General features: G+C 72.1%; 21 protein-coding genes and 1 pseudogene. 16 read left to right on the top strand and 6 right to left on the bottom strand.

Annotated features, from left to right (window positions below; all coding sequences use genetic code 11):
• Positions 1-109: 109 nt before the first annotated feature.
• Entirely contained in the window at positions 110-730 is a 621-nt protein-coding gene (locus ACFYW3_RS11640; protein ID WP_389386153.1) for a L,D-transpeptidase family protein, read from the bottom strand.
• Here ACFYW3_RS11640 and ACFYW3_RS11635 point away from each other — a divergent pair.
• Positions 729-995 carry a hypothetical protein gene (locus ACFYW3_RS11635; protein WP_351755427.1) on the top strand — a complete coding sequence of 89 codons (267 nt, stop codon included), beginning with the start codon at positions 729-731 and terminating at the stop codon, positions 993-995. The genes ACFYW3_RS11640 and ACFYW3_RS11635 overlap by 2 nt on opposite strands.
• A 281-nt stretch (positions 996-1,276) precedes the next feature.
• The gene (leuE, locus tag ACFYW3_RS11630) at positions 1,277-1,921 is read left to right on the top strand and encodes a leucine efflux protein LeuE (RefSeq protein ID WP_351379930.1); all 645 of its coding nucleotides are present in this window, start codon (positions 1,277-1,279) and stop codon (positions 1,919-1,921) included.
• Between the two features lie 39 nt (positions 1,922-1,960).
• On the opposite strand, the gene ACFYW3_RS11625 is transcribed toward leuE, so the two are convergent.
• Positions 1,961-3,289: a polysialyltransferase family glycosyltransferase gene (locus ACFYW3_RS11625; RefSeq protein WP_389386152.1), complete on the bottom strand. Its 1,329-nt coding sequence runs from the start codon at positions 3,287-3,289 to the stop codon at positions 1,961-1,963.
• Positions 3,286-4,260 carry a glycosyltransferase family 2 protein gene (locus ACFYW3_RS11620; RefSeq protein WP_389386266.1) on the bottom strand — a complete coding sequence of 325 codons (975 nt, stop codon included), beginning with the start codon at positions 4,258-4,260 and terminating at the stop codon, positions 3,286-3,288. The genes ACFYW3_RS11625 and ACFYW3_RS11620 overlap by 4 nt, the downstream gene beginning before the upstream one ends.
• Positions 4,261-4,415: 155 nt before the next feature.
• Here ACFYW3_RS11620 and ACFYW3_RS11615 point away from each other — a divergent pair, with 155 nt between their 5' ends.
• The 12 genes and pseudogenes from ACFYW3_RS11615 (at position 4,416) to ACFYW3_RS11560 (ending at position 18,350) form a co-directional block, all read left to right on the top strand.
• Positions 4,416-5,852 carry a DUF6716 putative glycosyltransferase gene (locus ACFYW3_RS11615; protein ID WP_389386151.1) on the top strand — a complete coding sequence of 479 codons (1,437 nt, stop codon included), beginning with the start codon at positions 4,416-4,418 and terminating at the stop codon, positions 5,850-5,852.
• Positions 5,849-6,268, top strand: a pseudogene (locus ACFYW3_RS11610) (cytidylyltransferase domain-containing protein); the annotation flags it as partial. The gene ACFYW3_RS11615 and the pseudogene ACFYW3_RS11610, both read left to right, overlap by 4 nt.
• A gap of 444 nt (positions 6,269-6,712) precedes the next feature.
• Positions 6,713-7,621, top strand: coding sequence for an N-acetylneuraminate synthase family protein (locus tag ACFYW3_RS11605; RefSeq protein ID WP_389386265.1), 909 nt, complete (start codon positions 6,713-6,715; stop codon positions 7,619-7,621).
• Between the two features lie 74 nt (positions 7,622-7,695).
• Positions 7,696-8,931 (top strand): hypothetical protein, encoded by a 1,236-nt coding sequence (locus tag ACFYW3_RS11600; protein WP_389386150.1) that lies wholly within the window; start codon positions 7,696-7,698, stop codon positions 8,929-8,931.
• A 137-nt stretch (positions 8,932-9,068) separates the two neighbouring features.
• On the top strand, positions 9,069-10,325 hold the full coding sequence (locus tag ACFYW3_RS11595; RefSeq protein ID WP_351755504.1) for an amidohydrolase: 1,257 nt from the start codon (positions 9,069-9,071) through the stop codon (positions 10,323-10,325).
• 297 nt (positions 10,326-10,622) lie between these two features.
• The gene (locus tag ACFYW3_RS11590) at positions 10,623-11,690 is read left to right on the top strand and encodes a BMP family ABC transporter substrate-binding protein (RefSeq protein ID WP_351755439.1); all 1,068 of its coding nucleotides are present in this window, start codon (positions 10,623-10,625) and stop codon (positions 11,688-11,690) included.
• A 143-nt stretch (positions 11,691-11,833) separates the two neighbouring features.
• On the top strand, positions 11,834-13,573 hold the full coding sequence (locus ACFYW3_RS11585) for an ABC transporter ATP-binding protein (protein ID WP_384617743.1): 1,740 nt from the start codon (positions 11,834-11,836) through the stop codon (positions 13,571-13,573).
• Positions 13,570-14,685 (top strand): ABC transporter permease, encoded by a 1,116-nt coding sequence (locus ACFYW3_RS11580; protein WP_351755442.1) that lies wholly within the window; start codon positions 13,570-13,572, stop codon positions 14,683-14,685. Before ACFYW3_RS11585 ends, ACFYW3_RS11580 begins: the two co-directional genes overlap by 4 nt.
• Complete coding sequence (locus tag ACFYW3_RS11575) at positions 14,682-15,947, top strand: ABC transporter permease (RefSeq protein ID WP_351755444.1); 1,266 nt, start codon at positions 14,682-14,684, stop codon at positions 15,945-15,947. Before ACFYW3_RS11580 ends, ACFYW3_RS11575 begins: the two co-directional genes overlap by 4 nt.
• On the top strand, positions 15,944-16,342 hold the full coding sequence (locus ACFYW3_RS11570) for a cytidine deaminase (RefSeq protein WP_351755447.1): 399 nt from the start codon (positions 15,944-15,946) through the stop codon (positions 16,340-16,342). Before ACFYW3_RS11575 ends, ACFYW3_RS11570 begins: the two co-directional genes overlap by 4 nt.
• Positions 16,343-16,474: 132 nt before the next feature.
• Positions 16,475-17,752, top strand: coding sequence for a thymidine phosphorylase (locus tag ACFYW3_RS11565; protein ID WP_351379916.1), 1,278 nt, complete (start codon positions 16,475-16,477; stop codon positions 17,750-17,752).
• Positions 17,753-17,999: 247 nt separating this feature from the next.
• Positions 18,000-18,350 carry an STAS domain-containing protein gene (locus ACFYW3_RS11560; protein ID WP_389386149.1) on the top strand — a complete coding sequence of 117 codons (351 nt, stop codon included), beginning with the start codon at positions 18,000-18,002 and terminating at the stop codon, positions 18,348-18,350.
• On the opposite strand, the gene ACFYW3_RS11555 is transcribed toward ACFYW3_RS11560, so the two are convergent.
• Both ACFYW3_RS11555 and ACFYW3_RS11550 read right to left on the bottom strand, forming a co-directional pair.
• Positions 18,246-19,244 (bottom strand): sigma-70 family RNA polymerase sigma factor, encoded by a 999-nt coding sequence (locus ACFYW3_RS11555; RefSeq protein WP_389386148.1) that lies wholly within the window; start codon positions 19,242-19,244, stop codon positions 18,246-18,248. The genes ACFYW3_RS11560 and ACFYW3_RS11555 overlap by 105 nt on opposite strands.
• Before the next feature lie 214 nt (positions 19,245-19,458).
• Positions 19,459-20,736, bottom strand: coding sequence for an MFS transporter (locus tag ACFYW3_RS11550; protein ID WP_389386147.1), 1,278 nt, complete (start codon positions 20,734-20,736; stop codon positions 19,459-19,461).
• Between the two features lie 98 nt (positions 20,737-20,834).
• Here ACFYW3_RS11550 and ACFYW3_RS11545 point away from each other — a divergent pair, with 98 nt between their 5' ends.
• On the top strand, positions 20,835-21,773 hold the full coding sequence (locus ACFYW3_RS11545) for a LysR family transcriptional regulator (RefSeq protein WP_351379906.1): 939 nt from the start codon (positions 20,835-20,837) through the stop codon (positions 21,771-21,773).
• A gap of 61 nt (positions 21,774-21,834) precedes the next feature.
• Here the strand turns inward: ACFYW3_RS11545 and ACFYW3_RS11540 are convergent, their stop codons facing one another.
• On the bottom strand, positions 21,835-22,857 hold the full coding sequence (locus ACFYW3_RS11540; RefSeq protein WP_389386146.1) for a LuxR C-terminal-related transcriptional regulator: 1,023 nt from the start codon (positions 22,855-22,857) through the stop codon (positions 21,835-21,837).
• Between the two features lie 137 nt (positions 22,858-22,994).
• On the opposite strand from ACFYW3_RS11540, the gene ACFYW3_RS11535 reads away from it, so the two are divergent.
• Entirely contained in the window at positions 22,995-24,233 is a 1,239-nt protein-coding gene (locus tag ACFYW3_RS11535) for an ATP-grasp domain-containing protein (protein ID WP_389386145.1), read from the top strand.
• The last annotated feature ends 2 nt before the right edge of the window (positions 24,234-24,235 follow it).

Here is a 24,235-nt window from a genome sequence, read left to right as displayed (position 1 = left end):
AGCCGGGGTTCCCCCCGTACCTCTGGGCTCTGCGCAACCGGCGCGGGCGGGGCACGTTCCCCCGGCCCTGCCCGCGCCCTTTACCTCCGGACCCCGCCGCGCTCGCGGATCACCAGTAGACGACGACCTTGTCGCCCACCTTCACCTGGTCGAACAGCGCCGCCAGCTTCCCCTTGTCCCGGACGTTCACGCATCCGTGCGAGGCGCCGGAGTACCCGCGGGCCGCGAAGTCCGAGGAGTAGTGCACGGCCTGGCCCTGACTGAAGAACATCGAGTACGGCATCGGCGTGTGGTAGATCGTCGACGTCCAGTCCTTGGCCTTCCACTCGACCTTGAACTCGCCCTCGCGGGTCGGGGTGTTCTCCGACCCGAAGCGCACGTCGAACGACGAGACGATCTTGCCGTCGATCATCCAGGCGAGGGTCCGGCTCTCCTTGCTGATGCACATCACCCGGCCCCGCATGCACCGCGGGTCCGGTGTGTCGACCTCGATGGTGGTCGGCGGACGCAGCTCCGCCTCGGTCGGCTTCCGACTGGCCCCCTGGACGGTCTTCCAGGTCGCGTCGTCCACCGAACCGGTCGCGGGCAGGCCGTGGCCCGACTGGAAGACCTTCACCGCGGCGGTCGTCTTCGAACCGTAGAAGCCGGTGGGCGCCACCGACATCAGCTTGAGCTGCTTGAGTCGTGCCTGGAGTTCGCGGATCTGCTCGCTCTCGTCCCCGTTCGCCATGATCGGCCGGACGGCGGGCGACTGCGAGGGCGAGGCGGAGGCCGACGGGGAATCCGACGCCGAGGACGAGGGCGACGCCGACGGCGAGGCGCCACCGGGCTTGTCGTCCGAGCCGGAAGGCGAGGCGGAAGGGGACGGCGCCGCCGTGGACGCCGACGGAGCCGAGGAGGCGGAATCCTTGGATTCCGACTTCTGCGGTCCACAGGCGGTCGCGGCGAGCGCGACGGCGGTGGCCAACCCGAGCGTGCGGATCAAGACTCTCTGACGTGGCATTGCGGTCCCCCGATTTCAGCGTTGTGTAACTAGGTGATGTCTCAGGGCCATGGAGAGTTGCGGACGCTCGCGGGATGTTGCGCCATTGTGACCAGCCACCGTCACGGCGCGGACGACCCGGGCATCGGCCGGGGAAGGTTGTATCAGTCCCGGGCCGGTCGGTTCCACGAAGGACCGCGTCGCGTGGCGCGTACCGGACGGCCGGGGAGGCCCCCCGGCGGGCGGCGGCGAAATGACTGTCGGACGTTCGGACCGGCGTGGGACACTCGCGGAATGCTGGGTGTCACCGATCTGCCGACGTATCTCGCGGGCCTTGTCCTGATCGTCCTCCTCCCCGGACCTAACTCGCTGTACGTGCTGTCCGTCGCGGCACGCAAGGGAGTCCGGGAGGGATACAAGGCCGCCTGCGGCGTGTTCACCGGGGACACCGTCCTGATGGTGCTCACCGCCGCCGGCGCGGGCGCGCTGCTCCAGGCCAGCCCGGTGGTGTTCACGGTGGTGAAACTGCTCGGCGCCGGCTACCTGGCGTGGCTCGCCGTGGGCATGATGCGGGCCGCGTGGGGGATGTGGCGCGACCGGGCGCTGCGCCAGGAGGAGGCGCTGGCCGAACCCGCCGTGCCGGACGAGCGGCCCTACCGGCGGGCGCTGGTGGTCAGCCTGTTCAACCCCAAGGCCATCCTGTTCCTGCTGTCGTTCTTCGTGCAGTTCGTGGACCCGGGGTACGCCTACCCCGCCCTGTCCTTCCTGCTCCTCGGCACGCTGTCGCAGCTCGCCAGCTTCCTGTACCTGTCCACCCTGATCTTCACCGGCACCCGTCTGTCGGCGGCCTTCCGCCGCCGCAAGCGGCTGTCCGCCGGCGCGACCTCCGCCGCGGGCGTCCTCTTCCTCGGCTTCGCCGCCAAACTCGCCACGGGCTGACCGGCCGGGCGGGGGAGCCGGACCGGCCCCCGCCGGGCGTCAGCGCAGCCGGCGCAGCACCGGGAACCGGCGCAGCAGCCGACGACCCGCCCGGCGCACCAGCGGGTTGCGCGGAAGGAACGACAGCCGCGCCGGGACCCCGCCCGGCAGCGCCAGGGCCGTCAGGCGGCGGCGCCTGAAGTACCGCGCGGTCTCCGGCATCGGCTTCGCCGCCAGGTAGCGCTCCGCCTCCGCCCGCCGTTCCGCCAGCACGCGCGGCTGCATCGCGAAACCGACCGCCGCCACCAGGGCGGGCAGGTCGACGGCCCGCGGAGGCTCACCCGCCCCCGCGAGGTCCGGCAGCAGCGCGTCCACCAGGACCAACGGGATCCGGTTGCTGTTCTCGTACGGGGTCAACCGCTCCAGCAGGGCTCCCGTCCCGGTCCGGGCGACCGGGATCCCGTACAGGGTCGACGCCGTCAACAGGCCCGTCGAGAAGCAGCCCACCACCAGCGCCGGCCGCAGCCGCTCGTACAGGGTCTCCGCCAACACCGGCTCCGTGATCACCGTCAGCCGCGCCCCCAACCGCCGCGCCTCCTCCTCCGCCCGCCGCGAGTACGCCGCCGGCGCGCTCGGGTGCGGTTTGAACACCAGCTCCCGATGGCCCCGGGCGTACGCGCCGCGCACCATCTCCACGTGCAGGTCCTCCTCCTCCGCCGCGGACATCAGCTCCAGCGAGGCGAGGTACTGGCCCAACAGGACCGCCGGGGACTCGCCGACACGAGCCGGCGGCTCCCCGTACGAGGCCAGCTCCGCCAGCACCTTCAGGAAGTCCGCCGAGGGCACCGGCTCCGCCCGCACGCCGAACTCCGTCAGCAGCAACGGCTCCAATCCCGGAACCAGGTCCAGGTGCAGGACCCGTCGCACCCGCATCCCGATCCGCGGGTCGAGCCGGACGCGGGTGGGGCCGTAACTCATCAGCCCGTCGGCGTACACGTCGACGGCCGCGCCCGGGAACACCTGGCACAGGCCCTGCGCCGGTGGCACCTGAAGGGACTCCACGACCAGTTCGACCCGGTCCTCCCCGAGCCCCCACGACGCCCTCAACTGCCTTTCCCACAAAGGGACGTCCTCGGCGCGCGGGGTCCAGGTGCCCGGGTGCTGCGGCGCGATGAACGCGTTCCAGTCGCGCACCTCGTCGAAGCGCCGGCGCAGCGCCTCGAACCCCGGCATCGCGGTGAGCCCGGGGGTGATCTCGGGGGTGACGGAGTGGTTGCTCGTCAGCAGGATCCGCCGGCCGGCGGGCGGGAAGACATTCGCGTCGACGCCGGCCGCGAGCGTCGCCGCGCCGTACGGGGTGGAGGCGAGGAAGATCTGGGTGACGTTCACGCGGCGGCTCCCGCCGGGCCGCGGCGGCGCAGCCCGCGCAGCAGCGTGGAGCGCTCGGTGTCCATCGAGTCCAGGGCCTGCTCCAACACCGCGCGGGGCATGCGCGCGAGGGCTGCCGCGCTCATCGCGCGGAGTTTTCTGGCCACGGCCGGTTCGAACCTTTCGATGGATCCGATGTGGTGCGCGATGATGGCGCAATATGTGCGAACGGCTTTCGGCAGCAGCAGATCGGATTCCCGGTCGGCCGCCGCCTCCGAAAGGACTTGATCGAATGCGCGAATGAAATCGAGCTGACGCTCGTCGCCGATCTGGGTCAGTGAGGTGGAAATGCCCCTCCGATAGAAGACCCCCGGCAATCCGACCGGCGCGAAGGACCTCGCCTCCCGGTGCAGCCGCCAGATCCACGGCCGGTCCTCAGCCGTCCGCAGCCCGTCGGTGAAGTGCAACAGACCCCGGTCCAGCAGCCGCCGGTGGTACATCCCCGCCCAGGCGAACGGATAGTCCACCGCCGTGGCCCGGCCGGCCGGCAGGATCCCGGCACGCGGATCGGCCACGACCCCCTCGGGCCCGTACGGGACGCGCTGCACGCTGCGCGCCCGCCCCGTCACCTGGACATGGTCCGTACGGACGAAATCGCAGTTCAGGGCCTCGATGGCGGCCAGCGTGCGGGCCAGGTGACCGGGCGCCAGCCAATCGTCCCCGTCGAGGAAGGCGAGGTACTCGCCGCGCGCCGCGTCCAACCCGGTGTTGCGGGCGGTGGCCAGGCCGCCGTTCTCGTCCCGTCCGAGGAACACCGCGCCGGGCAGATCGGCGGCGGCCCGTTCCAACAGTTCGGGCGTCCCGTCCGTCGACCGGTCGTCGACCAGCAGGAACTCGAAGTCCTCCCGAGCATTGAGTGCGAGGCTTTTCAGGGCATCCGGGGCGTATGTCTGCACGTTGAAGAACGGCACGACGACAGAGAGCTTCACCACCAGCGAGACATTAGGGCGCCCTCCGGCATTCACCGTGACCCGGGCGCGTATTCCATGTGAACGACGCGGGGCGGGCGCGTTAACCGGTCCGCTTTCGCATTTCGTCGACGGGTTGTTAACCAGTTGTTGTGCGCTCGTTGGGCCGATCACCGGAAATGCGGAATAGCTTCGGCCGGGTGCCAGCCAGTAGCAGTCGTGGCGATCGACGCATCGCCGTACTCGCAGATTCCGACACGCGGTGGAAATGGGGTGCCCTCACCGCGCACCGTCTCGCACCCGACCACCTCCCCACCGGATACCTGTTGCGCGGCCGGGCCACCCCCACGGCCCGCCAACTCGGCGAGGTCGGCGTGGAGACGGCCGCGGGAACGGGCGACGGCACCCCCGGACCGACCGAGGTGACCTGCGCCGAGTTCCTCGCGGAGATCGCCCCCGGACGCGACCGTCACGACGTGGTCGTCCTCGCCCTCGTCGGCGGCGCCGTCCAGGCCGTCCTGCACGGGGCCCGCGCACTGTGGCCCGACCCGGCCGCCCGCCCCGTGTTCGTCACCGGCTACGTCGGGGTCGTCTACGAGAAGCTCGCCGACGGTCTGCTGCTGCGGCACGGCGCCGACCTCGTCCTCGCCAACTCCCGCCACGACGCGGGCCGGTTCCGCGCCGTGTACGAGGGCGTGGGCGCCGATCCGGACGCCGTCACCGAGACCGCGCTGCCCTTCCTGGGAGGCGCCCCCCACGTGCCCGATGCGGGCCGCGCCCGGACGGTCGTCTTCGCCGTCCAGCCCTCCGTTCCGGAGAGCCGCGCGGACCGGGCGTACCTCCTCGCGCGAGCCGCCGGGCACGCCCGACGCCACCCCGACCGACAGGTGTCGGTCAAACTCCGCAGCCGGCCCGGGGAGCACACCACGCACCTGGAGGAGCACCCGTACCAGCGGCTCGCCGACCGCCTGCCCGGGGGGATGCCCGCCAACTGCCGCCTGGTGTACGGGAACATGGGCGAGGTGCTGGACGGCGCCGACCTGCTGGTCACGGTGTCCTCCACCGCCGCCCTGGAATCCCTGCACCGCGGCATCCCGACCGCCGTCCTGACCGACCTCGGCATCCGCGAGGCGCTCGGCAACCACCACTTCCTCGGCTCCGGCTGCCTGGCCTCCTGGGACCAACTGGACGAGGGGCTGCTGCCGCGGGCGGACCCGGCCTGGCTCGCCGACCAGGGCGTGGCCCCGATCGCCGGGCCGGGTGCCGCCGCACGGAACACCGCCGCCCCGGGCGCCGTCACGGCCGTGCCCGAGGCCGCCGCCGACCCCTTCGACGCGGCCCGAGCACGACTCGGCGACCTCCTGGGACGGGCGCAACTCCCGCCCGTCGCCCCGTACTACACCCCGATCACCGCCCCCGGATACCTCCCCGGCATCCTGGCCCGCCACCACCTCGCCCCCGACGGGACCCCGCTGCCCGGCGCCGTCCGACCGGACGCGGGGCGGTCCCCGGCCCGCCGCTGGCTCCGCGCACACCTGCGCGAGGTCGCCCGGGGCGCCTACCGGCACGGCGTCCAACGGGTGGCCCCCGTGATCCGACGCCTGGGGGAGCTGTGAGCACCCGCCGCGCACCCCTGACCCGCGTCGCGGGTTCCGGGCCGAGGGTGCTCGCGGTGATCCCCGCCCGCGGCGGCTCCAAGGGTGTCCCCGGCAAGAACCTCGCCCTCGTCGGCGGAACCCCGCTCGTGGCACGGGCCGTACGCGCCTGCCTCGCCGCGCCGACCGTCACCGACGTGCTCGTCTCCACCGACTCCGAGGCCATCGCACGTGCGGCCCGGGCCGCCGGGGCGCACGCGGTGCGCCGCCCCGCCGCGCTCTCCGGGGACACCGCGAGCAGCGAGGCCGCCCTGCTGCACGCGCTGGACTCGTTCGAGGAACTCCACTCCGTCACCGTCGACGTGGTCCTCCTGGTCCAGTGCACGAGCCCCTTCCTCACCCCCTCCGACGTCGAGTCCGTGGCCGCCGCCGTCGCCTCCGGCGCGGCGGACTCCGCCCTGACCGTGGCCCCCTTCCACGGCTTCCTCTGGCGGGCGGACACCGACGGCTCGGGCGCCGGTGTCAACCACGAGACGACCCACCGCCCCCGCCGCCAGGACCGCCCCCAGGACCTGCTGGAGACCGGCGCCGCCTACGCGATGGCCGCCGCCGGGTTCCGTACCGCCCGGCACCGCTTCTTCGGCCGCACCCTGCCCGTCGCCACCGACCCGGCGCGGGTGCTGGAGATCGACGACCCGCACGACCTGGCCCGGGCCCGCCTCGTCGCCCCGCTGTTCGAACCCGGACCCGAGCCCCGACCCGAGCCCCGACCCGAACCCCGACCCGAGCACCACCCCGAGCACCATCCCGAACCACACCCCCTCGTGCACCCCGACCCGGACCCCGTACCCGCACGCACCGTTCGAAGGACGTCACCTGTCATGAGTTCCACCGCCAACTCCCGCCTCCGCAGCTTCGGTTCGCGCACCGCCGGCCCCGGTCACCCCGTCTACGTCGTCGGCGAGATCGGCATCAACCACAACGGCGACCTCGGCAACGCCTTCGCGCTCATCGACGCCGCCGCCGAAGCCGGCTGCGACGCCGTCAAGTTCCAAAAGCGCACCCCCGAGATCTGCACACCGCGCGACCAGTGGGACATAGAACGCGACACCCCCTGGGGCCGGATGACCTACATCGACTACCGCCACCGCGTCGAGTTCGACGAGGCCGACTACCTGGCCATCGACGAGCACTGCGCCAAGCGCGGCATCGACTGGTTCGCCTCCCCGTGGGACACCGAGGCCGTCGCCTTCCTGGAGAAGTTCGACGTCCCCGCCCACAAGGTGGCCTCCGCCTCCCTCACCGACGACGAACTGCTGCGCGCGCTGCGCGCCACCGGACGCACCGTGGTCCTGTCCACCGGCATGTCCACCCCCAAGCAGATCCGGCACGCCGTCGAGGTGCTCGGAAGCGACAACATCCTTCTCTGTCACGCCACTTCGACCTATCCGGCCAAGGCCGAGGAACTCAACCTGAAGGTGATCAACACCCTTCGGGAGGAGTACCCCAACGTGCCCATCGGCTACTCCGGCCACGAGACCGGACTCCAGACCACCCTGGCCGCCGTCGCCCTCGGCGCCACCTTCGTCGAGCGCCACATCACCCTCGACCGTGCGATGTGGGGCTCCGACCAGGCCGCCTCCGTCGAGCCGGGCGGCCTGACCCGGCTGGTCCGCGACATCCGCACCATCGAGACCGCCCTCGGCGACGGCGTCAAGCGCGTCTACGAGTCCGAGCTGGCCCCCATGAAGAAGCTCCGCCGCTTCCAGGGCGACCTCACCGCGGTCTGACCGTCCCGCTCCGCCCCGGCGCGGCCCGCGGTCCCGGCGCGCGCGGTACCCCCGCACCTGACGAGGAGAACGTGGTGATCCCTTCCGCATCCACCCTGGCCTTCGTGGAAAGCCCGGTCCAGTTGCTGAACGTGCTGGAGTGGGCCCACGCGCGCCGCGCCGACGACGGGGCCGCCCGAGCCGACGACGGGACCGCCCGCGCGACCGTCGGCCGGCTGTTGGACGGCGTCCCGAGCCAGCCCGGGCGATCCACCGCCCGGGCGACCGCCGGGGATCGCACCGCCGACCGCGCCGGCGGGCCGCGCACCCTGCCCGGCTCCGGGGCTTCGGGCCCGCAGGCGCCGACGATCGTGGTCCTCCCGCCCACCGACCCGATGTCCCGGGGGCAGCTCCGCCGGGTCGCCGGGCTCGCCCGCGACGAGGGGTACACCGTCCACTGGCAGGAGGCGCGCGGGGGCGCCGGCGCCCCCTTCAAGGCGCTGGCCGCGCTCGCCGCCGACGTGCGCCGGGCCGAGCGGATCGTGGTGGGCGACCCCTTCTCCCGCTTCGTCCAGCTCCTGCTGGCCCCGGCGCGGGCCGCCGAACTGGTGGTCGTCGACGACGGCACCGCCACCATGGAGTTCGTCGCGCAGCTCGGGCGAGGGGAACGGCTGCGCCGCTGGCACCGTACGGGGGCGGGCGCCGGGGCCCGGGTGCGCGAGCTCGCGTACGCCCCGGTGTCCGGGACGGCGCGCCGCAGGCTGACTCCGGGCGGCGACCGTCGCCGGGTGGAGGTGTTCACCTCGATGCCGGTCACCCCGCTGCCCGGGATGGAGGTGCGGCTCAACGACTTCGCCTGGACCCGGGCCCGTTTCGGCCCGCCCCGCCTGACCAGGGGTACGGACCTGGTCGGCACCTCGCTCGTGGAGACGGGCGTGGTGGACCCGGACCGCTACCGGGCCGCCGTCCTGGCCCTGACCAGGGAACACGGCGCGACCCGCTACTTCGCGCACCGCCGCGAGTCCCCGGAGAAGCTGCGCGCGCTGAGCGAGGCGACCGGGCTGGAGATCGTACGTCCGGACCTGCCGCTGGAGCTGATCGCCCGGCGGGGGCCGGTGGGCCGCACCATCGTCAGCTTTCCGTCCACGGTCGTCCACACGCTGCCGTACGCCCTGATCGGCACCGGCGTCACCGTGGCCGTGTGCGAGGTCGATCCCGCCTGGCTCACCGCCACCGCCTCGCCGCGGGCCCGCGGCTTCCTGGCCGGGGTCACCGACACCGCCCGTGATGTGCGCAGACTCCCCGCCCAGACCGCTCGGGCGGCCGGCTGAGCGCGCGAGTTTACCCGCGCACGCATACGGTCATGCGTCCAGAGGTCGGGTTTCTTTCCCCTAACGGCATGAACTTTTTGTGATCTCCAGCCAGTTGACCCGTCGGTGGGCCTACCCTTAAACGGGTGAACCAGTTGATGTCCCGCGAGTCCCAGACCGCCCTGCCCGGCAAGCCCGACCGGCCCGAGCTGCCCGGCAAGCTTCCGGACCACCTGCGTGCCGAACTGATCGCCTTCCGCCGGGACTTGCACATGCATCCCGAGTTGGGACACCAGGAGGTCCGCACCACGGCGGCGATCAAGGCCCGGTTGGAGCAGGCAGGCCTGCGACCACGGGTGCTGAGGTCCGGCACCGGCCTCATCTGTGACGTGGGGACGTGGGACGGCGGCCGGCCGATGCTGGCCTTGCGCGCGGACATCGACGCCCTGCCCATCCCGGACGCCAAGGTGCACGTCGAGTACCGGTCCACCATCCCGGACCGCGCGCACGCCTGCGGACACGACGTCCACACGTCGGTCGTGCTCGGCGCCGGCCTGGTGCTCGCCGAACTCGACCGGCAGGGGCTGCTCCCGCATCCGGTGCGCCTGCTCTTCCAGCCCGCCGAGGAGGTCCTGCCCGGCGGTGCGAGCGACGCCATCGAATCCGGGGTGCTCGACGGCGTAGGCAAGATCATCGCGGTGCACTGCGACCCCCGCGTGGACTCGGGGAGGATCGGGCTGCGGGCCGGTCCGATCACCTCGGCCTGCGACCGCCTGGAGGTCACCCTGGCCGGCCCCGGCGGGCACACCGCCCGCCCGCACCTGACCACCGACCTGGTGACGGCCGCCGCACGGGTCGCCGTGGACGTCCCGGCCGTGCTGGCCCGCCGGATGGACGCCCGCTCGGGCATGTCGGTCACCTGGGGCCGGATCGAGTCCGGGCACGCCTGCAACGTCATCCCGATGCACGCGGAACTGTCCGGAACCGTTCGCTGCCTGGACATCAACGCCTGGCACGAGGCCCCCGACCAGATCCACGCGGCCATCGACGAGATCGCGACCCTGCACGGGGCCAAATCGGAGATCACCTACGTCCGGGGCGTCCCGCCCGTGGTCAACGACCCGGTGGTCACCGAACTGCTCCGCGAGTCCATGGCGGCCCGGCTCGGCGCGGAGTCGATCGAGGACACCGAGCAGAGCCTGGGCGGGGAGGACTTCTCCTGGTACCTGGAACACGTCCCCGGCGCCATGGCCCGCCTGGGCGTCCGCAAGCCCGGGGACACGACCAAGAAGGACCTGCACCGGGGCGACTTCGACGTGGACGAGTCCGCGATCGGGGTCGGCGTGGAGTTCTTCACCGCCGCGGCCCTGCTCGACGGGCGGGGAGAGGCCCGACTCGACGCCCACCGGGGGTGATCGGCCGGATAACACCGCCCGCTCGGCGCCGACCCCGGCGACAGAGGGGCGCGGTCGAGGTCGCGGTCAAGCCCCGGCAAAGTCCCTACATCATCCGGTGGTCGGTCGGTATACGTGTCCAGCCCTTGGTACGCAAGGGCTGGACACAAGAGGAGTCACCGATCGGTCACTGTCCGGTTCGCGACGATCCGATAACGACTCATGAACGGGCCTTTAACTGACATCTACGCGCGTTACGATCGCCGCGAAACCAGCGCCGGTCGTGGCGCTTCGGTCAGGTTTTGAAGGAGCCTCCCCTTGCGCCGGATCACCAGGATCGCCACCGTGGGCCTCGCGTCCGCCGCGCTGGCCCTCTCGGCCACCGCCTGTGGCGGTAAGAAGTCGTCTGACAGCCCCTCGTCCTCCTCCTCGGAGACGAAGGCCGCCGCCGGCGCCGCCATCGCGTACGACATCGGTGGCCGCGGCGACCAGTCGTTCAACGACGCCGCCTTCGCGGGTCTCGAGAAGGCCAAGTCGGAGCTGAAGATCACCACCGCCGAGGCGGAGCCCACGGACGGCGAGGGCGAGGCCGACAAGGTCCAGCGCCTCACCGAGCTGGCCCGCAAGGGCAACAACCCGGTCATCGGCGTCGGTTTCGCGTACGCCCCGGCCATCAAGAAGGTCGCGCCGAAGTTCCCGAACACCACGTTCGGCATCATCGACGACACCTCGGTGACCGGCAAGAACATCGCCAACCTGGTCTTCAACGAGGAGCAGGGCTCCTACCTGGCCGGCGTCGCCGCCGCCAAGGTCTCGAAGACCGGCACGGTCGGCTTCATCGGCGGTGTCGAGGTGCCGCTGATCAAGAAGTTCGAGGCGGGCTTCACCCAGGGCGTCAAGGACACCAACCCGAACGCCAAGGTGCTGTCGGCCTACCTGACGCAGCCCCCGGACTTCGGTGGCTTCTCCAAGCCCGACCTGGGCAAGGCCGCCGCCAACGGCCAGATCGACGCGGGCGGCGCCGACGTGGTGTACGCCGCCGCCGGTCTCGCGGGCTCCGGTGCCATCGAGGCCGCCTCGGCCAAGGGCAAGTGGGCCATCGGCGTCGACTCCGACCAGTACAACCAGGCCGGTCTGGCGAAGTACAAGGACCACATCCTGACCTCGGTCACCAAGGACGTCTCCGACTCGGTCTACAACCTGATCAAGTCGGTCAAGGACGGCAAGCCGGAGAACGGCGAGATCCGTTACGGCCTGGACAAGGACGGCGTCGGCCTGGCCGACTCCAACCCCGAGTACAAGAAGATGGCTGAAGTCCTCGCCGCGGTCGAGAAGGCCAAGGCCGACATCATCGCCAAGAAGATCACCGTCAAGACCGCCCCGTAAGGGCCGTCCGACATGCGGTAATGGTCTCCGGGGTCCGGGAAGCGGTCTCTATCGCTCCCGGGCCCCGAGCCGTGTTCGGTGTTCCTTGTGGTCAGTTGGCCGCAAGTTTTCACTTTCGACAGTGCTACGCGCGTAGAGGCATCGTGGACGCGATACCTTCTCTCCCCGCCCTGTCCTCCTGCCTCCAGCTCCTTCCGCGCCAAGGAGAGTGCGTCATCAACGCGTCCAGCCCCCCTCTCGCCGTAGAACTGCACGGCATCACCAAGCGTTTCCCCGGCGTCGTCGCCAACAAGGACATCGCGATCACCGTCCGCAAGGGCACGGTCCACGCCCTCGTCGGTGAGAACGGCGCCGGCAAGTCGACCCTGATGAAGATCCTCTACGGCATGCAGAAGCCGGACGAGGGCACCATCGCCATCGACGGGGAGCAGGTCACCTTCTCCAGCCCCGGCGACGCCATCGCCCGCGGCATCGGCATGGTGCACCAGCACTTCATGCTGGCCGACAACCTCACCGTCCTGGAGAACGTGGTTCTCGGCGGCGAGAAGCTCTACGGCATCGGCGCCAAGGCCCGCAAGAAGATCAAGGAGATCTCGGACGCGTACGGCCTCGGCGTGCGCCCCGACGCCCTGGTCGAGGACCTCGGTGTCGCCGACCGCCAGCGCGTGGAGATCCTCAAGGTCCTCTACCGCGGCGCGAAGATCCTCATCCTCGACGAGCCGACCGCCGTGCTCGTGCCGCAGGAGGTGGACGCGCTCTTCGACAACCTGCGCGAGCTCAAGGCCGAAGGCCTGACCGTCATCTTCATCTCGCACAAGCTGGGCGAGGTCCTGAAGGTCGCGGACGACATCACCGTCATCCGTCGCGGCACCACGGTCGGCACCGCCGACCCGCGCAACACCACGACCAAGCAGCTCGCCGAGCTGATGGTCGGCTCCGAACTCCCTTCGCCGGAGACCCGCGAGTCGACCGTGACGGACGTCCCGATGCTGAAGGTGGCGGGCCTGACCGTCGCCGAGGGTGGTCTTCCCCCCGTCAACACCGAGGACACCGCGCGCACGCCGGGCCTGCCCGACGCCTTCGTCCACGAGCCGGCCGGCGTCGGCCGCCTGCTCCTGGACGACATCGCCTTCACGATCCACAAGGGCGAGGTCCTCGGCATCGCGGGCGTCGAGGGCAACGGCCAGACCGAGTTGATCGAAGCCCTGATGGGCATGACCACCCCGGACGCCGGCGTCATCACCCTCGACGGAACCGAGATCACCAAGGCGTCGGTCCGCAAGCGCCGCGAGGGCGGCATCGGGTACATCCCCGAGGACCGCCACCGGCACGGCCTGTTGCTGGAATCCCCGCTGTGGGAGAACCGCATCCTGGGCCACGTCACCGAGTCGCCGAACTCCAAGCGCGGCATCCTCGACCCGAAGGCCGCCCGCAAGGACACCGAGCGGATCGTGCGCGAGTACGACGTCCGCACGCCCGGCATCGAGGTGACCGCGGCCTCGCTCTCCGGCGGCAACCAGCAGAAGCTGATCGTCGGCCGCGAGATGAGCCACAACCCGAAGTTCCTCATCGCCGCCCACCCCACCCGCGGTGTGGACGTCGGCGCGCAGGCGCAGATCTGGGACGCCATCCGCGAGGCCCGCCGCGAGGGTCTGGCCGTACTCCTGATCTCCGCGGACCTGGACGAGCTGATCGGCCTGTCCGACACCCTGCGCGTGATCTACCGCGGCCGCCTGGTCGCGGACGCGGACCCCGCGACCGTCACCCCCGAGGAACTCGGCACCGCCATGACGGGCGCCGCCTCCGGGCACCTGGAAGCCACCGACAACCACTCCGCCGGTACCGACGCTGGTGCCGATGCCCCGGAGGACGAGGCCCGATGAAGAAATTCGACAAGGACCGGCTGCTCCTCGGCTTCGCCGGCCCCGCGCTCGCGCTGGTCAGCGCCTTCCTGCTGACCATGATCGTGCTGGCCGCGACGGGCGTGGACCCGATCGAGCCCATGCGCCTCATGGTCGAGAACGCCTCCTATGAGGACGTGCAGGTCCTCATCGTGAACCAGGCCGGTACGTACTACCTGGCGGCCCTGGCCGTGGCCATCGGCTTCCGGATGAACCTCTTCAACATCGGCGTCGACGGCCAGTACCGCCTCGCCGCGATGATCTCGGCCGTGGTCGGCACCGCCGTCACCCTGCCGGGCCCGCTGCACATCCTGCTGATCGTGGTCGTCGCCATGCTGACCGGCGCCTTCTGGGCCGGCATCGCGGGTGTCCTGAAGGCCAAGCGCGGAGTCAGCGAGGTCGTCTCCACGATCATGCTGAACGCCATCGCGACCAGCCTGATCGCCTGGCTGATCCTGCCGAAGAACCTCGGCGTCCAGCCGGCCGGCTCCAACGACCTGACCACGGGCGACATCGCCGAGTCCGGCTGGTTCCCGGCGCTGTCCATCGGCGACGGCCTGGAGATCTACGGCTTCACCTTCGTGGCCTTCGCCCTCGGCATCGTCTACTGGTTCGTGCTCAACCGCACCCGCTTCGGCTTCGACCTGCGCGCCACCGGCGCCAGCGAGTCCGCCGCCCAGGCGTCCGGCGTGGACGCCAAGAAGATGATCATCACCTCGATGCTGATCTCGGGCGCCGTCGCCGGTCTGTCCGGCATGCCGCAACTGCTGGGCGAGACCCACACGTACAACCTCTCCTTCCCGGTCGGTGTCGGCTTCACCGGCATCACCATCGCGCTGCTCGGCCGCAACAGCCCGGTCGGCATCCTCCTCGCCGCGTTCCTGATGGCCTTCATCGACAAGGCCTCGGCCTCGCTCGACATGGCCGGGTACGCGCAGGAGATCGGCACGATCATGAAGGGCCTCATCGTGATCGCGGTCGTCGTCTCGTACGAGCTCGTCCGCCGTTACGGCATCCGCCGACAGCAGCAGAAGGTCGGCGAGGAACTGGCCGCGGGCCACGCCATCAAGACCGACAAGGAGGTCGCGGCGTGAGCACCAGCACCGTTTCCGCGACGGCCGCCGCCCCGAAGAAGTCCGGCGGCCGCCAGAAGCTCACCCTGCCCTGGATCATGCTGATCATCGCGGGTGGTCTCGCGCTGATCTCCCTGGTCCGCATCATCAGCGGCGCCAACGACCTGACCTCGGTCGGTCAGGTGTCGGGCGCCCTGTCCCTCGCCGTGCCGATCGGCCTCGCCGGTCTCGGTGGTCTGTGGGCCGAGCGCGCGGGCGTCGTCAACATCGGCCTCGAAGGCATGATGATCCTCGGCACCTGGTTCGGTGCCTGGGCCGGCTACCAGTGGGGCCCCTGGACCGGCGTGATGGCCGGCATCATCGGTGGCGCCATCGGCGGCCTGCTGCACGCGATCATCACGATCACCTTCAACGTCAACCACATCGTCTCCGGTGTGGCCGTGAACATCCTCGCCCTGGGCTTCACCCAGTACCTGTCGAACTTCACGTTCGCGGACGCGCCGGGCGGCTCCTCCAAGCAGTCCCCGTCGATCGAACCGATCTACAAGATCACCGTGCCGGGGTTGTCCGACTGGATGTCCGACCTCCAGGGCAAGCACTGGTTCTTCATCTCGGACCTGGCCGGCGTCATCGGCGGTCTGGTCACCGACCTGTCGCTGCTCACCGTCGTCGCGCTGCTGCTCATCCCGGGCACCTGGTGGGTGCTGTGGCGCACCACCTTCGGCCTGCGACTGCGGTCCTGCGGCGAGAACCCGGTGGCCGCCGAGTCCCTCGGCGTCAACGTGTACAAGTACAAGTACATCGCCGTGATCGTCTCGGGCGGCCTGGCCGGCCTCGGCGGCGCGTTCCTGTCGATCGTCGCCAGCTCGATCTACCAGGAGGGGCAGACCGGCGGTCGCGGTTACATCGGTCTCGCCGCGATGATCTTCGGTAACTGGATGCCCGGCGGCATGGCGCTCGGCGCGGGCCTGTTCGGCTTCATCGACAGCCTCAAGCTGCGCGGTGGCGCCGAGAACGTGCACGCGCTGCTGCTGCTCGTCGCGATCGTGCTCCTGCTCGCCGCGCTCTGGCAGGGCTACAAGAAGAAGTACGTCCCGGCGGCCGTCTCCGCGGTCTTCGCCGTGCTGATCTTCCTCTGGTACGCCGTCACCGACTCGGTCCCGAGCCAGTTCGTGGACGCCGCCCCGTACGTCACCACCCTGCTGGTGCTCGCGCTCTCCGCGCAGCGCCTGAGGATGCCGAAGGCGGACGGCATGCCGTACCGCAAGGGCCAGGGCAAGTGACGACGGCCACCGCCCCCGACTGGGACGGCCTGCGCAAGGCGGCCCGGGACGCGATGTCCCGGGCGTACGCCCCCTACTCGGGCTTCCCGGTCGGGGTGGCCGCGCTGGTCGACGACGGCCGCACCATCGTCGGCTGCAACGTGGAGAACGCCAGCTACGGCCTCGGCCTGTGCGCCGAGTGCGGTCTGGTGTCCTCCCTCCAGGCCACGGGCGGCGGCCGACTGACGCACTTCACGTGTGTGGACGGCAAGGGCGACGTCCTGGTCCCGTGCGGCCGCTGTCGTCAGTTGCTGTTCGAGTTCGGCGGCCCCGAACTCCAGGTGGAGACGCCGGAGGGCATCCTGCCGCTCTCCGCGATGCTCCCGCAGGCCTTCGGGCCCGACCACCTCAGATAGCCGGATCCCTGTGACGGCCCTTCCGCCCGCGTGCGGAAGGGCCGTTCCCCTTCACCCCTCCCATGCCACCCCGCATGTCTCTATGCGCGTAGAGTTTTCGAACGTACGCACCGCCGGAAGGAAGTCACCCTCATGGACGTCATCTCCGTCATCCGCACCAAGCGCGACCGCGGCGAACTCAGCCCCGAGCAGATCGACTGGGTCATCGACGCGTACACGCGCGGTGTGGTCGCCGACGAGCAGATGTCCTCGCTGGCGATGGCCATCCTGCTCAACGGCATGAACCGTGCCGAGATCGCCCGCTGGACCGCCGCGATGATCGCCTCCGGCGAGCGGATGAACTTCGACTCCCTCTCTCGCCCCACCGCCGACAAGCACTCCACCGGCGGCGTCGGCGACAAGATCACCCTCCCGCTCGCCCCGCTCGTCGCCGCCTGCGGCGCGGCCGTCCCGCAGCTCTCCGGCCGCGGCCTCGGCCACACCGGCGGCACCCTGGACAAGCTGGAGTCCATCCCCGGCTGGCGCGCCCTGCTCTCCAACGAGGAGATGCTGCACGTCCTCGACACCACCGGCGCCGTCATCTGCGCGGCGGGCGACGGCCTGGCCCCGGCCGACAAGAAGCTGTACGCGCTGCGCGACGTCACCGGCACCGTCGAGGCCATCCCGCTCATCGCCTCCTCGATCATGTCGAAGAAGATCGCCGAAGGCACCGGCTCGCTGGTCCTGGACGTCAAGGTCGGCAGCGGCGCCTTCATGAAGAACATCGAGGACGCGCGCGAGCTCGCCTCGACCATGGTCGCCCTCGGCACCGACAGCGGCGTCAAGACCATCGCCCTGCTCACCGACATGTCCACCCCGCTCGGCCTGACCGCCGGCAACGCCCTGGAGATCCGCGAGTCCGTCGAGGTCCTCGCCGGCGGCGGCCCCTCCGACGTGGTCGAGCTGACCCTGGCCCTGGCACGCGAGATGCTGGACGCGGCGGGCATCAAGGACGCCGATCCGGAGAAGGCCCTGGCCGACGGCTCCGCGATGGACGTCTGGCGCCGGATGATCTCCGCCCAGGGCGGCGACCCGGACGCGGCCCTGCCGGTGGCCCGCGAGCAGCACGTGGTGACGGCCCCCGAGTCCGGCGTGCTGACCCGCCTGGACGCCTACGGCGTGGGCGTCGGCGCCTGGCGCCTGGGCGCCGGCCGCGCGCGCAAGGAGGACCCGGTGCAGGCCGGCGCGGGCATCGAGATGCACGCCAAGCCGGGCGACACCGTGGTGGCCGGCCAGCCGCTGATGACCCTGCACACCGACACCCCGGAGAAGTTCGACTACGCGCTGTCCGCGCTGGACGGCACCTTCGACATCGCCGCGGCGGGAACCTCGTTCACCGCCACGCCGATCGTCCTGGACCGCATCGCCTGACCCGCGGCCGCCTTCGGGTGAACGGGACCGGTGGACCCCCACCGGTCCCGTTCCTCGTACCTGGGCCGGACCGGGGCCGGACCGGGGACCGGGGCGGGACCTGGGCCGGGGCCACGCCCGGACAGAGCCGGGCGCCGAGACCCGGACCGATGAGCCCCGGGACCGATGAGCCCCGGGACCGGTGGGTTCCGGGACCGGTGGGTTCCGGGACCGATGAGTTCCGGGCCCCTCGGAGGTCCACCCTGGTGTGGACACGACGGAACCCGAACCCCTGACCGTCCCCGGGCCCGCTCCGCTGCCCCGGGACGTCGCCGCGCTCTGCGAACGCATCGGCCGACTCGCCCGGGACGGCCCCCGCGAGGTGGCGTGCGACGTCAGCGCGCTGACCCGGCCCGGCCTCGGCGTCGTGGACGCGGTGGCCCGACTGGCCCTCGCCGCCCGCCGGGCCGGCATCCGGCTCCGGCTCACCGGCGCCGGACCGTCCCTGCGCGCGCTACTGGCTCTCGTCGGTCTCGTCGAGTTGCTGGGGGAGCCCGAAGAGCGGGAACCACCGGGCGGTGTCCAGGAAGGCGTTGAGCCCGACGATCTTCCCGTCTGAGATCTCCAGCACCTGGAGCGCCCACGGCTCGTGGCCCGGCAGTCCGTCCTCGCGCGGCCGGTACTGGCCGAAGGCCGGCATGCCGTTCGCCGTGGTCGCGATCAGCCGGGAGCCCTTGCAGCCGATGCCCTGGTTCAGGTGCCAGGCCGCGATGTCCTCGTGGCCCCGGAGCCACAGGTCGAACGGCGGCATCGACAGCACGGCGTCCTCGTGCAGCAGGGTGGTGAGGCGGGTGATGTCGTACGCCTCGAAGGCGCTCAGGTACTGCTCCAGCAGTCGCGCCTGGTCCGCGTCCAACGGATCCGCCGGGTCGCTCTCGCGGATCCCCTGACCGGCCAGCGTCGCCCGCGCCCGCTGGAGCGCGCTGTTCACCGAGGCCACCGTGGTCTCCAGGAGGGTGGCGACCTCGTCCGCCTTCCAGGCCAGCACCTCGCGCAGGATCAGCACCGCGCGCTGCTTCGCCGGCAGGTGCTGGAGCGCCGCGACGAACGCCAGCCGGACCGACTCCTTCGCCAGCGCCATCTCCGCCGGGTCGGCGGTCTGCGGCAGCACCCGCCCGTCGGGGACCGGCTCCAGCCACGTCACCTCGGGCCGCTCGTTCAGCACGGCGGAGGCCTGGTGCTGCGGGGCGCCGAGGTCCATCGGGCGGGCCCGCCTGTTCCCCGCGTTCAGCAGGTCCAGGCAGACGTTGGTCGCGATCCGGTACAGCCAGGAACGCAGCGAGGAGCGCCCCTCGAACTTCGCGTGGGCCCGCCAGGCGCGGATGTACGTGTCCTGCACCGCGTCCTCGGCGTCGAAGGAGGAGCCGAGCATGCGGTAGCAGTAGCCGGTCAGTTCGACCCGGTAGCGGTCCATGGCCGCATCCAGCTCCGGGCTGGTCGCAAGGTCACTCATGGCGTCGATCCCCCTGGTCGGTCCGATACCCGGAAGCTACCGGAGGGGTCTGACAATCGCCTCCGCAACGCCCCTACCAGGCCGAACGCCCAGACCAGGCTGGGACGCCCCGAGGTCGCCCCGACCGTGCGGAAAGCCCCGACCAGGCCGGACACGCCGACGGGGACGCGCCCTCGGGCACGTCCCCGTCACCGCCGCACTCAGCGGTCACGCGTCACCGCGCCGCCGCCGCGGCCATCGGCCGACGCTCGGAGCGGGCCGCGTGCGATCCGTACAGGGTGATCGACACGACGCCCAACACCGCCAGCAGCGCGATCCCGACCGTGGCCGCCCACCCCGAGGAGTGGTAGGCGAGCGCGCCCAGGGTGCCGCCCGCGCTGGAGCCCAGGTAGTACGCGGACTGGTAGAGCGCCGAGGCCTGCGCCCGACCCGACTTCGCCGTCCGGCTCACCGCCGCCGAGGCCACCGCGTGCCCCGCGAAGAAGCCCGCGGTGATCAGCACCAGCCCGGCCAGGATCGCGGCGAGCGAGTGCGCCAGCGACAGCAGCAGACCCAGCGCCGTCGTGGTCACGGCCAGGTACAGCGCGCCGCGCCGCCCGGCCCGCGCCACCAGCCGGCCGGCGGCGGCGGAGGAGACCGTGCCGACCAGGTACACGAGGAAGACCGAGCCGACGACGCCCTGTCCGAGCGAGAACTCGTCCACCAGACGGAACCCGACGACCGTGTACACCGCCCCGAAGACGGTCATGAACAGCGCGCCGATCCCGTACAGCCGCAGCAGCAGCGGATCCCGCAGGTGACCGGCGACCGTGCGGCCCACGGCGCGCGGGTTCAGCGAGGCCGGCCGGAAGAACCGGGCCCGGGGCAGCAGCACCAGGAACGCCACCGCGCACGCCAGCGACATCAGCCCGACGGTCAGCAGACCGGCCCGCCAGCCCCACGCCTGCGCCGCCCATCCGGTGACGATGCGCCCGCTCATGCCGCCGATGGAGTTGCCCGCGACGAACAGGCCGATCGCGGCGACCAGCGCCTTCGGCTGGACCTCCTCGGCCAGGTACGCCATGGCGGAGGCCGGGATGCCGGCGATGGCGGCGCCCTGCACCGCGCGGAGCACGATCAGCCATTCCAGGTTCGGCGCGAAGGGGACGAGGAGCCCCAGAGCGACGGCGATCACCATCGACCAGGTCATCATCCGGGTCCGACCGAACCGCTCGGACAGCGCGCTGAGCGGCAGGACGAACAGCGCGAGCGCGCCGGTGGCCGCGGACACCGTCCAACTGGCCTGCCCCGCCGTCACGCCGAAATCGGCCGAGACCGCGGGCAGCAGCGCCTGGGTGGAGTAGAGGAGGGCGAAGGTGGCGAGCCCGGCGGCGAAGAGCGCGAGGCTCATCCGGCGGTAGCCGGGGCGGCCGGGGGAGCGGGGCTCCGGTGCGGGAAACGACAAGGTGGAGGCACCCGAGATGACGGGTGCCCCGGTATGAGCGGGAGGCATGCCAAAACCGTAGGCCCGCGTTTTTGATGCGTCCAATGCATGGATTCGCGATAATCGATCCACTGCCGCATCAGCACAGGTCACAGGGGCGCATGTCAATGAACCGTTACGAAGAAGACATGGCGGTGACAAGTCTGCTGGCCCCCCGCCTGACGTGGTTCGTCGCCGTGGCCCGGCACGAGCACGTCACGCGCGCCGCCCACGAACTGGGCGTGCCGCAGTCCACCCTGTCCCGGGCCGTGGTCCGCCTCGAACAGGACCTGGGCGTCACGCTGTTCGCCCGCAAGGGACGTACCGTCGCCCTCACCACCGCCGGGCGCACCTTCCTCGCCTCGGCCGAAGGCGCCCTCGCGGAGATCGCCCGCGCGGCCGAGTCCGTACAACAGGACGCCGACCCCACCGCCGGCAAGGTCGCCTTCGGCTTCCTGCACACCCTGGGGTCCGAGACCGTCCCCGGCCTGATCCGCGCCTTCCGCGCCGATCACCCGCGCATCCGCTTCTCCCTCGTCCAGAACTACGGCGAGGCCATGCTGGAGCGGCTGCGCGCCGGCGAACTCGACCTCTGCCTCACCTCACCGCTCCCCGACGCCCCCGACCTGGTGGCCCGCCGCCTCGACGAACAACGGTTGCGCCTGGTCGTGCCGGACGACCACCGCCTCGCCGGCCGCAAACGCATCCGGCTGGCCGAGGCCGCCGAGGAAACCTTCGTCACCCTGGAGCCCGGCTACGGCCTGCGCCGCATCACCGACGACCTGTGCGCCGAGGCCGGGTTCACCCCGAAGGTCGCCTTCGAGGGGGAGGAGGCCGAGACCCTGCGCGGCCTCGTCGCGGCCGGCCTCGGCGTCGCCCTGCTGCCCCCGCCCGCCGTGGCCCGACCGGGGGTGGTCGAACTGACGGTGACGGCGCCCCGCGCGGTCCGCGAGATCGGCGTCGCCTGGCTCGACGGACACCCGGACACGCCCCCGGTCGCTGAGTTCAAGCGCTTCCTGCTGTCCCGACGCGGCCGCCTGATCCCGGAGTTGCAGGGCCCTGCCTGACGCCGGGCCGGGGCCGGGCCGGGGGGCCGACCCGGGCCGATCCGAGCCGGCCGCGCCGCGCCTACTCCCGCGGTGCGGCCGGCTCCGGGGCCGCCACCGTCGACAGCAAGTACCCGGCCTGGAAGCGGGACTTCGCCCCCACCGCCCGCATGATCTCCGCGATGTGCCGCTGACAGGTCCGCTCCGACATCCCGAGCCGGCGCGCGATCACCTTGTCCTCCAGCCCCTCCGACAGCAGCCGGACGATGGTCTGCCGCAGCTCGTCCGACAGGGTCCGGGCCGCCTCCGGGCTCACCGTCACCGGGAACGGCTCCGCGTCCGACCAGGAGCGGTCGAACGCCGACGTCATGAAGTGCACGACGCTCGGCTCCCGCACCACCAGGGCCGCCCCGCCCCGGTCCGGCACCGCCATCAGCCCCGTGCGCCGGTCGAAGACCAACATCCGCATCAGCCCGTCGCCCAGCGTCCGCACCTGCGCGCCCAGCGCCGTCACCCGCTCCACGTAGGCCGCGGTCGGACGCGAGTACCGGGCCGTGTGCTGGTAGATCGTCCGCATCCGGACCCCGCGCGCCAGCAACGCCTCGTCCCGTCCGATCGACTCCTCCAACACCTCCAGGGGCCGCCCGCCGCCCGGCTGCGAGGTCAGCATCTCCTCCTCGGCCGACGCGGCCAGCTCGGCGATCAGTCCCCGTACCGCCCCCAGGTCGGTCACCAGCTCCAGCCGGCCGGCCCCGCTCAGGTCCCGGTGCGCGGCCCCCGCCTCGTACGCCGGCACCAGCCGCTCCAGCCGTCCCCGCAGCCGGTCCATCTCGTCGTGTGTCTCCCGTACGAGCAGTGCCAGCGGGGCCAGCGCCCGGGCCGCCGCCGCCCGGGGGGCCACCGCGCTCCACCGCTCCGGTCCGGCGTCGGGAGACCGCTGGAGCAGGTGCGCCGCCGCCAGTTCGGCGGTCGCCGCTCCCGCCCGCACGCCCAGCGCCGCCGTCGCCTCCGGGAGCGTGAAGGCGTGCCGCTCCACCGCGAACGCGTAGAGGCGCCGCGCCGCGGGGCTGAGTTCGCCCATGTCTCGGGCTTCATCGGCTGGCATGTGCATATTCGTCCCGGCCTGTGAATGTTTGTAAACCCCTCGTGTTCCCGCAAGGCGGCAAGACGACCCCCGACCGCCCGCCCGCGGCATATGCCGAACCGGCACAGTGGAGCCACGGCGTGAAGGGGGAGCGCGGTATGCGGCAGCGGACGGCCGACCAACGGCACCGGCCCGTGGCCGTCCTGCTGAGCCCGCGCCCCGCCGTGGTCGCGGCCGCCCGCCGTGCGGGCGCGCGCACCGTGGTGGTCGCGCCGGATCCATCGGTGCCATCCGACCGTGAGGGGGCGGAGCGGCGGGTGCGGACGGACTGGCGCGACCACCCGCGCCTCGTGGGGGCCGTCGGCCGGCTGGAGGAGGTCCGCCGCGGCCGGGCCGCCGTCTTCGGCTTCGACCCCGCGGGCGCCCTCGCCGCCGCCCGCGCCAACGAGGAACTCGGCCTGCCCGGCACCCCCACCGCCGCCGTCACCGCCCTCATGGACAAAGCCGGGCTGCGGGCCCGCTCCAACGGCCTCCACGCCGCCCACCCCGTCTCCTTCGCCCGCTGCGGCCGCGCCGACCTCATCCCCTTCATCACCACCCTCATCGGCTACCCCTGCGTCATCAAGCCCCGCTGGGGCGCCGACGGAGAGGGCGTACGCCTGGTCGCCGACCAGGCCGGGGCCCGCACCGCCGCCCGCGGCTACCCGGCCGTCACCGACCTGCTCGTCGAGGAGTTCCTCGAAGGCCCCGAGTTGGCCGTCGCGGCCCTCTCCCGGGAAGGCCGCCACCGCGTCCTCGGCTGGTCGCGGCGCATCCCCGCCGCCGGCCCCGACCTCACCGCGACCGGCCACCGCCTGCCGATCGCCCTGGACGCGACGGCGGCCGAGTCCGTCAGGGCCCTCGTACGCGCGGTCCTCGACCTCGCCGGGCACCGCGACGGCCCGTCCCACACCGAGGTCGTGCTCACCCCCCGCGGCCCCCGGCTGATCGAGGCCCACGCCCGACCCGGCGCCGACGAGCTCACCCACCTGCTCCGGCTCGCCCACGGAACCGACGTGCTCGGACTGGCGCTCGCCGCCGGACTCGGCCTCCCCGACCCGCCGCGCCGGCCGCGCGCCGCCCACGCCGGGCTGCGGTACGTGGACTTCCCGCCCGGGTGGCGCACCGACGGGGCCGGTCCGGGCGTCGCGGCGGCCCGGGCGGTGCCCGGCGTGGTCCGGGTCCACCTGGAGGTCCCGCGCGGGGCCGTCGTCCGTCGCCCGCCGACCGGCGCGCGGCACCACGCGTACGTACTCGCCGCCGCGCCCACCGCGGGCTCGCTGGGCGCCGCCCTGGACCGGGTCACGGGCCTGCTGGGCGGCCGCCACGACGCGCCCGGGGTCCAGGTGGTGCGCTGACC

It is taken from the genome of Streptomyces sp. NPDC002602 (assembly GCF_042889445.1).
In the GTDB taxonomy this organism is placed as follows: Bacteria; Actinomycetota; Actinomycetes; order Streptomycetales; family Streptomycetaceae; genus Streptomyces.
Note: the sequence above shows the minus strand (reverse complement) of the source record. Positions and strands in the feature narration are given on the sequence as shown.